11 protein-coding genes, 1 tRNA gene and 1 pseudogene are annotated in these 15,281 nt (G+C 68.7%); 9 read left to right on the forward strand and 4 right to left on the reverse strand.

Annotated elements, in window-relative coordinates:
* The 9 genes and pseudogenes from RIN43_RS13420 to RIN43_RS13460 all read left to right on the forward strand — a co-directional run.
* Positions 1-1,757 (forward strand): annotated as a pseudogene (locus tag RIN43_RS13420) (DNA polymerase III subunit gamma and tau); the annotation flags it as partial.
* A complete protein-coding gene (recR, locus tag RIN43_RS13425; protein WP_309129431.1) occupies positions 1,757-2,350 on the forward strand; it encodes a recombination mediator RecR in 594 nt (197 codons plus the stop codon). The pseudogene RIN43_RS13420 and the gene recR, both read left to right, overlap by 1 nt.
* Entirely contained in the window at positions 2,347-3,342 is a 996-nt protein-coding gene (locus RIN43_RS13430; RefSeq protein WP_309129432.1) for an EamA family transporter, read from the forward strand. The genes recR and RIN43_RS13430 overlap by 4 nt, the downstream gene beginning before the upstream one ends.
* 131 nt (positions 3,343-3,473) lie before the next feature.
* On the forward strand, positions 3,474-4,760 hold the full coding sequence (locus RIN43_RS13435) for an aspartate kinase (RefSeq protein WP_309129433.1): 1,287 nt from the start codon (positions 3,474-3,476) through the stop codon (positions 4,758-4,760).
* 206 nt (positions 4,761-4,966) lie between these two features.
* On the forward strand, positions 4,967-6,040 hold the full coding sequence (locus tag RIN43_RS13440) for an aspartate-semialdehyde dehydrogenase (RefSeq protein WP_309129434.1): 1,074 nt from the start codon (positions 4,967-4,969) through the stop codon (positions 6,038-6,040).
* A 72-nt stretch (positions 6,041-6,112) separates the two neighbouring features.
* Complete coding sequence (locus RIN43_RS13445) at positions 6,113-7,585, forward strand: malate:quinone oxidoreductase (protein ID WP_375163751.1); 1,473 nt, start codon at positions 6,113-6,115, stop codon at positions 7,583-7,585.
* A 10-nt stretch (positions 7,586-7,595) separates the two neighbouring features.
* Entirely contained in the window at positions 7,596-8,237 is a 642-nt protein-coding gene (locus RIN43_RS13450) for a thymidine kinase (protein ID WP_309129435.1), read from the forward strand.
* A gap of 202 nt (positions 8,238-8,439) precedes the next feature.
* Positions 8,440-9,168, forward strand: coding sequence for a GntR family transcriptional regulator (locus RIN43_RS13455; protein WP_309129436.1), 729 nt, complete (start codon positions 8,440-8,442; stop codon positions 9,166-9,168).
* 41 nt (positions 9,169-9,209) lie between these two features.
* Positions 9,210-10,469 carry an alpha-hydroxy acid oxidase gene (locus RIN43_RS13460; RefSeq protein WP_309129437.1) on the forward strand — a complete coding sequence of 420 codons (1,260 nt, stop codon included), beginning with the start codon at positions 9,210-9,212 and terminating at the stop codon, positions 10,467-10,469.
* A gap of 108 nt (positions 10,470-10,577) precedes the next feature.
* Here the strand turns inward: RIN43_RS13460 and RIN43_RS13465 are convergent, their stop codons facing one another.
* The 4 genes from RIN43_RS13465 to RIN43_RS13480 all read right to left on the reverse strand — a co-directional run bounded on the left by RIN43_RS13465 (position 10,578) and on the right by RIN43_RS13480 (position 15,207).
* On the reverse strand, positions 10,578-11,351 hold the full coding sequence (locus RIN43_RS13465) for an HAD-IIB family hydrolase (RefSeq protein ID WP_309129438.1): 774 nt from the start codon (positions 11,349-11,351) through the stop codon (positions 10,578-10,580).
* Positions 11,352-11,525: 174 nt separating this feature from the next.
* A tRNA-Pro gene (locus tag RIN43_RS13470) sits at positions 11,526-11,599 on the reverse strand.
* 78 nt (positions 11,600-11,677) lie between these two features.
* Positions 11,678-12,613, reverse strand: a complete 936-nt coding sequence (locus tag RIN43_RS13475; RefSeq protein ID WP_309129439.1) for a metallophosphoesterase — start codon at positions 12,611-12,613, stop codon at positions 11,678-11,680.
* Positions 12,610-15,207, reverse strand: a complete 2,598-nt coding sequence (locus RIN43_RS13480; protein WP_309129440.1) for a transglycosylase domain-containing protein — start codon at positions 15,205-15,207, stop codon at positions 12,610-12,612. Before RIN43_RS13480 ends, RIN43_RS13475 begins: the two co-directional genes overlap by 4 nt.
* Between the last annotated feature and the right edge of the window lie 74 nt (positions 15,208-15,281).

Below are 15,281 nucleotides of genomic sequence, written 5' to 3' on the forward strand. Positions count from 1 at the left end.
ACGAGATCGTCGACGCGCTCGCGGCCGGCGACGCCGCTGCGGCGTTCCCTGCGGTCGACCGTGTCGTGCAGACCGGGCAGGATCCGCGGCGCTTCGTCGACGACCTCCTCGAGCGGATGCGCGACCTGATCGTCATCGCCGCCGTCGGCGACGGGGCATCGGCGGTGCTGCGCGGTCTGCCCGAAGACGAACTGCAGCGCATGCGCGGTCAGGCGACAGCCTTCGGTGCTGCCCGCCTCTCGCGCACCGCCGACGTGGTCAGTCAGGCACTCGACGACATGACCGGCGCGACGTCGCCGCGGCTGCACCTCGAACTGATGGTCGCGCGCGTGCTCGCCGCCTCCGCAGCCACCCCCTCGCCTGGCACCGGTGCGCAGGAGGCCGGCGCCCGACCGTCCGGCGCCGCCCAGGCCGCTGGACGACCCTCAATGGCGCAGGCGTCGCCGCCTACGGCGCAGGCGTCCCCGACACCGGCGCAGACGCCCGCACCCGTCGCGAGCCCGCGCCCGGCTTCGTCGCCCGCGGCAGCGGCCGACGCGGGTTCCGCGATGAAGGCAGACACCTCGGAGCCGCCGAGCTCGACGACGCAGCCGGATTCCGCCGCGCCCGCAGACCCGGCCGTGTCCGCCGCGGTGTCGTCCGGCAGCGCTCCTGAGGCATCGGCAGCACCTGCCGCCGACCGTGCAGCCGAGGACGGCGCCGGCGATGCGAAGGTTTCCACCCCGGCATCCGCGGACTCGGGCCCGGTGACGATCGACCGCATCAACGAGGCGTGGCCGTCCGTCCTGAAGCGGCTCGAGACGATCAGCCGGCCGTCGTGGCTGATCGTCACCGGCGTGCAGCCGCTCGCGTACGATCCCGACAGTGAAGTCCTCACCATCGGCTTCGCCAGCGCGAGCGATGTCCCGCGATTCAAAGGCACCAAGCCGGGTGAAGGCACGTCCGATCATCTGCGCACCGCCATCGAGCAGGAACTGGGTGTACGGGTGAAGTACCGCCCCGCTCCGCTGCCGCCGGGCGGCGGGGGAGGAGGCACGGCGTCGTCGGGCCCGTCATCGCCCCCGCAGGGCGATCCGGCAGGCTCACGTCCTGCACCCGATCCCAAGTCCGAACAGGCCGCCGGGGCCGCGCAACGCGACTCCACCACGACCGCCGGCCGGGGGCGCGTCGATGATTCGCCCGCTGCAGGGTGGGCGAACCCCATGCAGAGCGCCACTCCGCTCGGCGAGCAGAACTCGGCAGGTGCTGCATCCGCGCGCTCGGGGTCCTCACGATCCGCATCGGCCGCCGTCACGGAATGGGCGGTCGCGCCCATTCCGGCCTCCGCCCCAGCGCCCGCTCCGACCGCGACGATGACCGCGCCTCCGCAGCAGTTCCCGGTCGACGAGGAACCCGCCGAGGTCGAGGCCGCCGCTTCCGCGCCCCGGCCTCCGGTCGACGGCGCCGTCGACGACGTGCCGCCGATCGACGACTACCCTCCGTTCGACGACGAGCCGCCTTACGACCCGCTGTACGACGGACCCGAGCCGCCGGCGCCGTCGAAGCGGCCCACGACGCCACAGTCCCAGGATCGACAGCCGAAGGCGTCCGACAGCCCCTCCGCGCATGAGGTCCCGCAGACCGCCGCCCCGGTCGTGACGGCTCGCTCCGCCGCACCAGGTGGCGTGCAGCGCTACGGCGAGGCCGTCGTGCGCCAGGTGCTCGGTGCCACCTTCCTGCGTGAAGAGCCCTACCAGCCCCAGACGAGGTTCAACTGATGTACGACGGCATCGTCCAGGAGCTGATCGACGAGTTCGGCAGGCTTCCCGGCATCGGTCCGAAGTCGGCGCAGCGCATCGCCTTCCACATCCTGCAGACCCCGAGCTTCGACGTGGCGCGGCTCGCCGAGCTGCTCACCGACGTGCGTGCCCGCGTGCGGTTCTGCGAGGTGTGCGGCAACGTCTCCGAGCAGGATCGCTGCGCGATCTGCCGCGATCCGCGCCGCAACCCCGAGCTGATCTGCGTCGTCGAAGACGCGAAGGATGTCGCCGCGATCGAGCGCACTCGCGAGTTCCGGGGTCTCTACCACGTGCTGGGCGGCGCCATCAGCCCCATCGCCGGCGTCGGCCCTGACGACCTGCGCATCGCGCAGCTCATGTCCCGGCTCGCCGACGGCACTGTGCAGGAGGTGATCCTCGCCACCAACCCGAACCTCGAGGGCGAGGCCACCGCGAGCTACCTGAGCCGGCTGCTCACCAGCATGCAGATCGCGGTGTCGCGGCTCGCGTCCGGCCTGCCCGTGGGCGGCGATCTGGAGTACGCCGACGAGGTCACCCTCGGGCGCGCCTTCGAAGGGCGTCGACGGCTGTGAGCGCGGTGCACGCCGGCTTCACCCGCAAGGGCTGGATCCTCTTCGCCATCATGGCGTTCGTCTGGGGGATCACCTATCTCTTCATCAAAGAGGCGGTCGAATCCTTCTCGCCGCCCGCGGTCGTCGCCGGACGCACCCTGCTCGGCGGTCTCGTCCTGCTCCCGTTCGCGATCCGCAGCGGCGCGCTGAAAGCGGCGTGGAAGTACTGGCCGTGGGTTCTCGCCTTCGGCCTGGTGGAGATGGCAGGGCCCTTCCTGCTGCTCAGCCACGCCGAGACCCAGTTGCCCTCCGGAATCACTGGGCTGCTCGTCGCCACCGTGCCGCTCTTCGCGGTGCTCATCGCCCTGCTGCGGGGCGACCGCACCGCCCTCGCCCCGGTGCGGCTGGGCGGGCTGCTGCTGGGATTCGCCGGCGTCGCCGTCGTCGTCGCCGGCCCCGGACTCTTCCCGCACGGCGCCGGCAGCCTCGTCGCGATCGGCGAGATCATGCTCACCGCGCTGATGTACGCGATCGCGCCGTTCATCATCGCCCACAAGCTGAAGGACGTGCCCTCCATCGGCACGATCACCCTCGCCCTGTTCGCGATCGGGCTCGCCTACCTGCCCGTCGCCCTGCTCACCCAGCACGAGGTCCCGACACTGCGCTCCACCGTCTCGCTCGGGCTGCTCGGCGTGGTCTGCACGGCGCTGGCGTTCGTCGCCTTCTTCGCGCTCATCCGCGAGGTGGGTCCGGTGCGTGCGCCGCTGTTCACCTACGTCAACCCCATCGTCGCCGTCGTGCTCGGCACCATCGTGCTGGCCGAGCCCGTCACGCCCGGCCTGCTCATCGGCTTCCCGATCGTGCTGATCGGATGCTGGCTCGCCGCCACCGGCGGGAGGCTCAGGCCCCGGGCATCCGCCCCCGATCTCACCACGGGGCCCGTGACGACGCCCGAGACGGCCGAGGCGATCGTCTCCGAGGGCGCGACTCCCGACCTCGATGGGCGTCGCTGACAGCACCACCGAAGTCCCGCGCGAGTCGCGGGGTCGCCGTCACATGCGCCGGACCGCATGAGGCTCGTCCGTAGAATGTGCGTGGGCGGATCCGCCCGACGACACTGCGCCCTTCGAACTCAGGAGTGAACGTGGCCCTGATCGTGCAGAAGTACGGCGGCTCGTCCGTCGCCGACGCCGAGAGCATCAAGCGCGTCGCTAAGCGCATCGTCGACACGCGCCGCGCCGGGCACGACGTCGTGGTGGCAGTGAGCGCGATGGGCGACACCACCGACGAGCTCCTCGACCTGGCGAACGAGGTCGCACCCATCCCCGCGCCGCGCGAGCTCGACATGCTGCTCTCCAGCGGGGAGCGCATCTCGATGGCGCTGCTGGCGATGGCGATCCACTCGATGGGGTTCGAGGCGCGTTCCTTCACCGGAAGCCAGGCCGGCATGATCACCGACGCCAAGCACGGAGCCGCACGCATCGTGGACGTCACACCGGTGCGCCTTCGTGAGGCGCTCGATGAGGGCGCGATCGTCATCGTCGCGGGCTTCCAGGGCTTCAACCGCGACACCCGCGACATCACCACGCTCGGCCGCGGTGGCTCCGACACCACGGCCGTCGCTCTCGCCGCCGCGCTCAACGCCGATGTCTGCGAGATCTACAGCGACGTCGACGGCATCTACACGGCCGACCCGCGTGTGATCCCGCGCGCCCGCAAGCTCGACAGCATCACCAGCGAGGAGATGCTCGAGCTGGCGGCCAACGGCGCCAAGGTGCTGTACATCCGAGCCGTCGAGTACGCCCGCCGCCACGGCGTGCTCATCCACGCCCGCTCGACCTTCTCATCGGTCGAGGGCACCTACGTTCTGGGCGAGGGGCAGAGGTCCCCCCGTGAAACCGAGGGAGCAGTCATGGAAGAACCGATCGTCGCCGGCGTCGCCACCGACCTCACCCAGGCCAAGATCACCGTCTCCGGCGTGCCGGACGTTCCCGGCAAAGCGGCCGAGATCTTCACCGTCGTGGCGAAGTCCGGTGCCAATGTGGACATGATCGTGCAGAACGTGTCGGCGGCATCTACCGGTCGCACCGACATCTCCTTCACCCTCCCCAAGGCCGACGCGGCCACCGCTCTCAAGGCGCTCGCCGGTGAGAAGGCCCGCATCGGCTTCGAGAACCTGCTGCATGACGATCAGATCGGCAAGCTCTCCGTCGTCGGTGCGGGAATGCGCACGCACTCCGGCGTCTCGGCGACGCTGTTCGAGGCGCTCAGCGAGGGCGGCATCAACATCGAGATGATCTCCACCTCCGAGATCCGCATCTCGGTGGTGCTGCGCGGCGACGACCTCGCCGAGGCCGCCCGTGCCGTGCACGCCGCCTACGGTCTCGACAGCGAGATCGAGGCGATCGTGCACGCCGGCACCGGTCGCTGACCCACTGGCATCCGCATCGACCGAGCGGCATCCGTCACTCCGGCGGGCGGCGGGATCGACCGCACGCGTCCCGCGGAGGGAGACATCTCGCAGCTCGACCCCACGGCCACGGGGTAGACTCACCGCAACCCTGACATCGGCGCCGGGCGAAGCATCCGCGACCCGGGGCCGAGCCTGGTGCACCGTCTCCACGCCAAGGATCCCCCATGACCCGTATCTCCGACTCAGGACTCTCCGTCGCCATCGTTGGCGCCACCGGACAGGTGGGCACTGTGATGCGCGAGATTCTCGCCGAGCGATCGTTTCCGATCCGCGAGCTGCGCCTGTTCGCATCGGCGCGCTCTGCCGGGACCTCCATCGAGTTCGCCGGCACGCCCGTGATCGTGGAGGACGTGGAGACGGCAGACGCGTCCGGCATCGACATCGCGCTGTTCTCGGCAGGTGCGACCGCCAGCCGTGCGTACGCTCCGAGGTTCGCCGACGCAGGCGCCGTGGTGGTCGACAACTCCAGCGCGTGGCGGATGGACCCGGAGGTGCCGCTGGTCGTCAGCGAGGTCAATCCGGATGCCGTCGACGTGCGTCCCCGCGGCATCATCGCGAACCCGAACTGCACCACCATGGCCGCCATGCCCGTCCTGAAGGCGCTGCACGCCGAGGCCGGACTCGAGCGCCTCATCGTTTCGACCTACCAGGCCGTCTCAGGATCGGGCCTGGCCGGGGCCCAGGAGCTGCTCGGGCAGGTCGAGGGCGTGCTCTCCCAGGGCGACACGCTGCGCCTGGTGCATGACGGTTCCGCCGTCGAGTTCCCCGAGCCCGCGAAGTACGTCGCACCCATCGCGTTCGACGTCATCCCGCTGGCCGGATCGGTGGTCGACGACGGCGAGAACGAGACGGACGAGGAGAAGAAACTCCGCAACGAGAGCCGAAAGATCCTCGGCCTGCCCGACCTGCGCGTGGCGGGCACCTGTGTGCGCGTGCCCGTGTTCACCGGTCACTCGCTGTCGATCAACGTCGAGTTCGCGAACGACATCACGCCCGAGCGGGCGCGAGAGGTCCTCGCGGCGGCACCCGGTGTCGTCGTCGAAGAGGTGCCGACCCCTCTGCAGGCCGCGGGCAAGGACCCGAGCTTCGTCGGACGGATCCGTGCCGATCAGTCCGCCCCCGAGGGCAAGGGCCTCGTGCTGTTCATCAGCAACGACAACCTGCGAAAGGGCGCTGCCCTGAACGCGGTACAGATCGCCGAGCTGCTCGCCGAGCGCCTCGCCTCCGTGCCGGCCTGAGCCCGTCAGAGCGCCCGTCACAGGGGCCCGGGCGTGTCCGGGAGGGCAGCCCAGGCGAACTAGACTGGTCGGGTGACTGAATCCGTCGACGTCGTGCTGATCGGTGGTGGCATCATGTCCGCCACGCTGGGAACGCTGCTGCGCGAGCTGCAGCCGGACTGGAAGATCGTCGCCTTCGAGCGGCTCAGCGACGTGGGTCAGGAGAGCTCCAACCCGTGGAACAACGCGGGCACGGGGCACGCCGCACTGTGCGAGCTGAACTACATGCCGCAGGGCAAGGACGGCTCGCTCGATCCTGCGAAGGCCGTGTCGATCAACGAGCAGTTCCAGCAGAGCCGTCAATTCTGGTCGTCGCTGGTCGAGCGCGGTGTGCTGGATGCTCCCTCGACCTTCATCAACTCCACACCGCACATGACGTTCGTGCGCGGCGAGAAGGATGTCGCGTACCTGAAGGCCCGCTACGAGATCCTCAAGCAGCAGCCGCTGTTCGAGGGCATCGAGTACAGCGAGGATTCCCGCGTCATCAACAAGTGGGCCCCACTGCTCATGCAGAAGCGGCGCAAGGGCGAGCCGTTCGCCGCCACGCGCGTGCCCTCCGGGACCGACGTCGACTTCGGTGCTCTCACGCACCAGCTGTTCGATCACCTCGCGAACTCGGGTGCCCAGGTGCGCACCGAGCACGAGGTGCGCTCCTTGAAGCGCCAGAAGGACGGCAGCTGGCTGGTCAAGTACCGCCACACCGTCGGTCGCACTCCCGGTGAGGTCAAGGCCCGCTTCGTGTTCGTGGGTGCCGGCGGCTGGGCGCTCAAGCTGCTGCAGAACAGCGGCATCCCCGAGATCAAGGGCTACGGTGTCTTCCCCATCGGCGGGCAGTTCCTCAAGACGACGAATCCGGCTGTCGTGGCGCAGCACAAGGCCAAGGTGTACTCGCAGGCCTCCGTGGGCGCTCCGCCCATGTCGGTGCCGCACCTCGATGCGCGCGTCGTCGACGGAGAGTCGTCGCTGCTGTTCGGACCGTTCGCGACTTTCAGCCCCAAGTTCCTGAAGCACGGCTCCATGCTCGACCTCGTGACGCAGGTGCGCCCGCACAACCTGTGGCCGATGCTGCGGGTCGCCTTCGCGAACCCCGACCTCATCACCTACCTGGTCGGCGAGCTGCTCAAGAACCACGCCAAGAAGGTCGACAGCCTGCGCACCTTCATGCCGACCGCGAAGGACGAGGACTGGACGATCATCCAGGCCGGCCAGCGCGCCCAGGTGATGAAGAAGGACCCTGAGAAGGGCGGCATCCTGCAGTTCGGCACCGAGGTGATCACCTCTCAGGACGGCACGATCGCCGGACTGCTCGGCGCGTCGCCCGGAGCATCCACCGCGGTGCCGATCATGCTCGGGCTGCTGCGCCGCTGCTTCCCGGAGCAGTACGCCGGCTGGGAGCCGACGCTGCGCGAGCTCATTCCCACCATGGGCGAGAACCTCAACGAAGACGCCGATGCGGCCGAGCAGTCGATGAGCGCCACGGCATCCGCACTCTCCCTCACGGCCTGACGGGGCGACCGTGGCGAAGCTGTACTTCCGCTACGGCGCGATGAACTCCGGCAAGTCGACCGCGCTGCTGCAGGCTGCCTACAACTATGAGGAGCGCGGTCAGCGCGTGCTGCTCGCCAAGCCGGAGATCGACACGAAGGGCGCCTCGCAGATCGAGAGCAGGCTCGGGATGACGCGCGACGTCGACTTCCTCATCGGCTCCGACGACGATGCGCGCGCGATGTTCCTGCGTGAGCGTGAGCGGGTGCGCAACGAGGCTCAGGACGAACTGCTCCCCAGCGAGCCGGTCGACGTCGCCTGCCTGCTCATCGACGAGGCGCAGTTCCTCTCCGCGGAGCAGATCGACGACCTTTTCCGCATCGCGGTGCTCGACGGCATCCCGGTGATGGCCTACGGAATCCGCAACGACTTCCGCACTCAGGCCTTCCCCGGCTCCGCGCGTCTGCTGGCGATCGCACATTCGCTCGAGGAGTTGAAGACCATCTGCCGCTGCGGTCGCAAGGCCGTGTTCAACGGGCGGATCATCGGCGGCCGGTTCGTGTTCGACGGCGACCAGGTCGCGATCGACGGAGCCGGCGATGAGCTCGTCACCACGTACGAGTCGCTGTGCGGCAACTGCTATCTCGAGGAGTCCGGCGGCCGCCTGGGCTGAGGTCGTCACGCCGGCGATCTCTGGACGACGTTCTCCGGGCTACGGCATGTTTCCGCCGCCCGCAGAGCCCGTTCCCTTCCCGCTTCGCGGCGCCCCTCCCGATGCTCGTTTCGGGGCATCCCTTCGCCCTCGCTGCCCAAGAAGAGCGTTTCGTCCCCGTGGAAGGGAGGTGATAATCTGTGGTCAGACCACAGGAGGACGGATGCCGCAGCCTACGACGCGCGCCTGGCGAACCGTTCTGGAGCGCATCGAACGCGACCTTCTCGACGGCGTACTCGGTCCCGGTGACCGGCTGCCGTCTGAACGCGACCTCGCCGCAGACCTCGGCGTCGGACGATCCAGCGTTCGCGAGGCTCTGCGTGTGCTCGAGGTGATGGGACTGATCCGCACCGCGACGGGCTCGGGGCCGCAGGCGGGAGCGATCGTCATCGCCACGCCCTCGGGCGGCATGTCGGCCCTGCTGCGCCTGCAGGTCGCCGCGCAGGGCTTCCCGCTGGCGGACGTCGTACAGACCCGCCTGGTGCTGGAGGATGCCGTCGCCGCATCCCTCGCCGCCGATCCCGAGTGCGACCTCGACGCCGTCCACCGCATCCTCGACGTCATGGACGACGACGCCCTCACGGCGGAGGAGTTCCTGGCCCTCGATGCGCAGCTGCACTATGCGCTCGCCGAGGCGTCGGGCAACACGGTGATCACCGCGATGATGGCGGGGCTGCGCACATCGATCGAGTCCTACGTGCTCGAGGGCGCCGCGCGCGTCGAGGACTGGGCGGCGATGGCCGAGGGACTGCGCAGCGAGCACCGCGCCATCGTCGGCGCCATCCGCAAGGGCCTGCCTGGCGCGGCGCGCACGCTCGTGCACGACCACATCACCGGCTACTACCGCTCGGCCGGGCTCGTGCCCGACGGCCGTGCCGTGATCGCCGACTGAACCACACGCCCGGTCACGGGCTCCGAACGAGAGGAACACGCATGGTCCAGCGTCAGCTGCCCAAGCCCGCCGAGATCTTCGAGCTGATGAAGTTCAAGGCACCCGAACTGAACGGGAGGAAGCGCAGGCTCGACGCGGCCCTCACGATCGCCGATCTGCGCACCATCGCGAAGCGCCGCACCCCGAAGGCCGCCTTCGACTACACCGACGGCGCCGCCGAGGGCGAGCTGTCGCTGTCCCGCGCCCGACAGGCCTTCGAGGACGTGGAGTTCCACCCCGGCATCCTCAAGCCCGCACCCGACGTCGACACCACGGTCGACATCCTCGACGGCCCGAGCGCTCTGCCTTTCGGCATCGCCCCGACCGGGTTCACGCGCCTCATGCAGACCGAGGGAGAGGTAGCCGGCGCCGGCGCCGCCGCCGCTGCCGGCATCCCGTTCACCCTGTCGACCCTCGGCACCACGTCGATCGAGGGCGTCAAGGAGGCGAACCCGCACGGGCGCAACTGGTTCCAGCTGTACGTCATGCGCGACCGCGAGATCTCCTACGAGCTGGCGCGTCGAGCGGCGGCGGCCGGCTTCGACACGCTGCAGTTCACCGTCGACACACCTGTGGCCGGCGCCCGCCTTCGCGACAAGCGCAACGGCTTCTCGATCCCGCCGCAGCTCACCCTCGGCACCATCATCAACGCCATCCCGCGCCCGTGGTGGTGGTTCGACTTCCTCACCACGCCGAAGCTCGAATTCGCGTCGCTGAGCACCACGGGCGGCACGGTGGGCGAACTGCTCGACGCAGCCATGGACCCCACGATCAGCTACGAGGATCTCGCGGTCATCCGCGACATCTGGCCGGGCAAGATCGTGATCAAGGGCGTGCAGAACGTCGAGGACTCGGTGCGCCTGAAGGACGCCGGCGTCGACGGCATCATCCTGTCGAACCACGGCGGGCGTCAGCTCGACCGCGCCCCCATCCCGTTCCACCTGCTCCCGCACGTGCGCAAGGAGGTCGGCGACGATTTCACCGTCATGATCGACACCGGCATCATGAACGGCGCCGACATCGTGGCATCCGTCGCCCTCGGCGCCGACTTCACGCTGATCGGCCGCGCCTACCTCTACGGCCTGATGGCGGGCGGCCGTCAGGGCGTCGACCGCACGATCGCCATCCTGCGCGCCGAGATCGAGCGCACCATGCGCCTGCTCGGCGTCTCGTCGCTGGCCGAGCTCGAGCCGAAGCACGTCACCCAGCTCGCACGACTCGTCCCCGTCGCCGGTGCGGCCGCCGAGGTCGCCGCGCGCTGAGCGTCTGTCGGCATCTCGCCGAGAACAGGAGATCCACCCGGAACAGGACGTTTCCGGGTGGATCTTCCTGCTCTCGCGGGATCGCCTGTTCCGGCGACGTGGATGCGGTCAGCGGATGACCGGCGCCGGCAGCGTCTCCAGCAGCGCGTCGAGCTTGTCAGCCGTGTCCTCCCAGCCCTCGACGGCCACCGAGGGCACGCCGATCGCGAGGACGGGGTAGTCGTTGCCGCCCTCATCGAGACGGTCGCCGTAGAAGAGCATCTCCGCAAGCGGGATGCCGGTGTGGGCGGTCAGCTCGCGCATGCCGAACGCCTTGTCGATGCCCGCGCGAGTGATGTCGATGGAGGTCGATCCGCCGGATCGCACCTCCAGACCGGGCAGCCGGGCCGCCACGGCGTCGCGCAAAGCCGCGCGCTTCGCCCCATCCGGATCCCAGGCGTGCTTCGCATCGCGCGGCGCCTGCTGTCCCAGCGCCGAGAAGGTGATCTGCGAACCGCGGTCCTCGAGGATCTCGCCCCACGGCTGCGCCTCCCACAGGCCCAGGTGGACCGCCTCCTCACGCAGTGCCGTCATCGCCGCATCCTTCTCGTCGTCCGAGAGGTCATGGGCATATACGGGGGCGAAGTCGGAGCCGTCATGGCGCAGGTAGCGCGTGCCGCAGGTGGGCAGCAGGTGCAGGCGGGCCAGATCGGATGCCGTGGCAGCGCCGAGACGCGAGATCACCTGCGTGCGGAACTGCTCCTCGTTGCCCCCTGAGATCACGGCGACGTCGACGCGCTGCAGAAGAGCGATCAGAAGGTCGGCGATGCGGTCGTCGATGCGGCCCTTCGAGGGCGCCAGTGTGTCGTCGAGGTCGAAGGCGACCAGGCGAGGTGCAGTCATGGTGGTTATAAGGATAGTCGAGGGGGCTGTGAGGGGAGGGGGAGAGGGGGTGCGTCCCCACGACCACTCCGCGCGCCGCCGGTTCCTCCGGCCGCGGGGCCCGGCTGACATCCTCGGGCATACGAAAAAGGAGGGGATCCGCTTCCGGCGGATCCCCTCCTTTTTCGCATGCTGTCGGGGTGACAGGATTTGAACCTGCGGCCTCTTCGTCCCGAACGAAGCGCGCTACCAAGCTGCGCCACACCCCGTGGCAACCGTTCAAGTCTACATGCTCCGCGGTCGAGCACCGAATCGAGGGCGGGGCGGGGCGCGGCGGCCGCGGCCGGTCAGGAGCGCGCGGTCAGCGTCAGCAGAGTCGCCTCAGGGCGGCAGGCGAAGCGCACCGGCGCGTAGATCGAATGCCCGCAGCCGGCGCTCACGTTCAGTGGAACCGAGCGGCCGAAGTGCGACCACTCGCTCAGACCCTTCGCCTGCTTCAGGGGGATGTCGCAGTTGGCGACGAGCGCCCCGAAACCGGGCAGGCAGACCTGCCCGCCATGCGTGTGGCCGCCGAAGATCGCATCGGCGCCCAGATCGACGAAGCCGTTCAGCACGCGCTGGTACGGCGCATGGGTCACACCGATCGAGGACGTTCCCTCGGGGCGAGGCCCGAGCTTCTCGAGCGCAGAGGGCAGGACCTCGAGGTCGTCCCAATCCCGGTGCGCGTCATCGACCCCGAAGAAGTCGATTGTCGACCCCGCCACCTGCAAGCGCACGGCCGCGTTGTTCAGGTCGGCCCAGCCCAGCTCATCCGTGAAGAACGCATCCATGGCGTCGGTGTCGAGCGACTGCCCGCTTCTGACCCGCTGCGACGGACCGGCGAAATAGAGCAGGGGGTTTCGCGGCGCGGGCGCGGTCAGATCGTTCGAGCCGTGCACGAACACACCGGGGATGCCGGCGAGCGGCGCGAACGCCCGGCGGATGCCGGCGAGCCCCTCTACATGTCCGAGGTTGTCACCCGTGTTCACGACCAGGTCGGGCTCGAGCTCGGCGAGTGACGCCAGCCACTCCTGCTTGCGACGCTGCCACGGAGCCATGTGCGCATCCGAGATGTGCAGCACGCGGATCGGCGCGCTGCCGGGGGCGAGGGCGGGCGCCGAGACCTCGCGAACCGTGAAGAGGTACCGCTCGATTCCTATGCCCCAGATCGCGGCCGCTGCGCCCGCGGCCCCCACCGCGCCGAGCGCGATGAGGGCCGGGTGCGCTGACCGGGTGACGGTCAATCGTCTTCCTTCTCACAGGTCAACGTGATGGTCGCCCCTGGGGCGGCTTCGCCGGACGGGTTCTGAGCGGTCACCGTGTCTCCGCCCTTGCACTCGTCGTGCGCCACCTTGAAACCGGCCCCCGTCAGCGCCTTCTCCGCCTGTGAGAATTTCGCGCCGGTCACGTTCGGCACCGCCGTCGCAGGGGCCTTCCCCGTGCTCGGGACGATTGTGACCGTCGTACCCGCAGGAGCCTTACCGGCGCCCGGCGTCTGCTCGGCGATCAGGCCCGCACCGACCGTGCTGTCGACGGGGTCACCCACCTGCACCGAGAAACCGGCACCTTCGAGGATGCCCGTCGCCTCCTCGACAGACTTGCCGACGACGTCGGGCAGGTCCTTGAGAACCTGACGGGTCAGGTTGCGGTCGGGCTCGGGGAAGCGGTCGCCGCCGTACGCCTGGTTCGCCGCTCCTTGCAGCGCCTTGGCCACGTAGAAGCGCACCTGGTTCAGCTGGGTGCCGTTGATCCACGTCCTCGACAGGCTGAAGCTCTCGTTCCCTTCCATCCGGCCGGCGAAGACGAAAGTCGCGGCCTTCGTGCTCGACTCGGCCATCGCCGTCGCCCATTCCTGGTGGGTACCCGTCTTACCGATCAGCGGAGTGCCGTCGAACGGATTGCCTGCGGTGCCGGTACCGCCGTTCACCATGACGCCCTGCAGGGCGTAGGCGGCGGTCGCGGCGACCTCGGGCGAGATCACCTGGCTGCAAGACGACTCGGGCAGCTTCATCTCCTTGCCGTCGGTGCCCACGATCTTGTCGATCGCCTTCGGCGTGCAGTAGACGCCCTTGTTGGCGATGGTGGCGTACACGCCGGCCATCTGGATCGGGGCGATGTACTTGCTGCCGAGGGTGCTCTCGTACGGCCAGTTGTGCTTCTGCTTGTTCTCGCGGTCAGCGGCACCGGTGATCGGGGTCATGTTGCCGTAATGCACGCCCATGCGCGCGGCGACCTTGTTGATGTCGCAGAGATCGAGCTGACTCGCCATAGCGAGGAACCCGGTGTTCAGCGACGCCTTCGTGAAGCTCGCCGGTGTTCCGTAGTAGCCGCGGTTGTTGCCGAAGTTCGCGATCTCGTCGTTGTTGAGGAAGGGGGCTCCGCAGGACGTGAAGTTGCGGAACACCCGCATTCGGCCATCGAGGCGCTCGTTCAGAGAGTGGCCCTTCTCGAGCCAATCGAGCAGCGTGAACACCTTGTAGGTCGAGCCGACGGGCATGCCCGTGGAGTTTCCGTGATTCTTGTCGGCGGCATAGACCAGGCCCGTCTCGCCCTTGGTCTTGTCTGCGTTGGAGCTCTCCTTGAACTTCGTGTTCTGCACGATCGCGAGCACGCGACCGGTGTCAGCCTGGAGGGTGACGCCCGAAGCGCCGAAGATGTGCCCGTCGACGTACTGAGGCGCGCGCTCCCGCATCGCTTCCACACCAGGCCGCTGAACGCGCATGTCCAGCGAGGTGTAGATCTGCAGGCCGCCGCGCTTCAGCGTCTCCTGGCGATCGGCGTCGGTCTCGCCGAACGCCTTGTCGTTCTCGACGATCGACCGGACGTACTGGCAGAAGTAGGCCTGGTCACCGGCGGCAGCGCAGCCCTGCGTCGTGGGGGTGATCTTCGGGGTGATCGGTTCCGCGAGCGCCGCGTCGTACTGCTCCTGGGTGATCTTGCCGTCGATGCGCATGCGATTCAGCACGTAGTCGCGTCGGAACTTCGTGTCGGCGTAGCCGTCGGCCTCGCTGTTGCTCGGCTCGCCGTTCTTGGTCCAGGAACCGTCCTTCTTGTCGATCCGGAACCGGTTGGGGTTCTGCACGATTCCGGCGAGGGTCGCCGCCTGGTTCAGGTTGAGCTTCGCGGCCGAGGTGCCGAAGTAGTAGTTCGACGCGGCCTCGATGCCGTACGTCTGACCGCCGAAGTTGGCGATGTTCAGGTAGCCGAGCAGGATGTCGTTCTTCGAGTAGTCCTTCTCGATCTGGATGGCGTAGCGCATCTCCTGCAGCTTGCGCTCGATGCCCTCGGCCCCTGAGGCCTCGGTCGCCTCAGTCCAGCACGCGGTGAGCTTCGCCTGGTAGTTCTCGTCGGACGGCGAGGCGTCCTTCTCGCACTCCTGGATCAGCACGTTCTTGACGAACTGCTGGCTGATCGTCGACGCGCCGCGAGACGACGTGCCCTTCACATAATCCAGCAGCGCACTCGCCGTGGCGCCGAGATTCACACCGCCGTGCGAATAGAAGTTCTTGTCCTCACTCGACAGGATCGCGTCGTACAGCAGCGGCGAAACCTGCTCGAACGTCACCGGCACGCGGTTCTGGTCGTAGAACTTCGCCAGCTGGAACGGCTTGCCGTTCTCTCCCGTGCCGTAGAAGACGGTCGGCTCCATCGGGGTGCCGGGCGTAAGGCTGTTGGGCAGCTCGTCGAAGATCGACAGCGCCTGGGAACCTGTGACACCGGCGATGGCGATGGCGGGGGTCACGGCGGCTGTGGCCAGCACGCCGGCGACGGCGCTGAGGCCGACCAGGCCCAACAGACCGCCGAGCACGCCCTTCACCGTACGTTTCGTTTGAGGCATACGCTTGATGGTAGGGGAGTTCCCTGAATAGAAGCCACGACCGCGGCATGCCGTCGTCGTCGACCCGCAGGAGT

Source organism: Microbacterium sp., from assembly GCF_031178445.1.
Classification (GTDB): Bacteria; Actinomycetota; Actinomycetes; order Actinomycetales; family Microbacteriaceae; genus Microbacterium.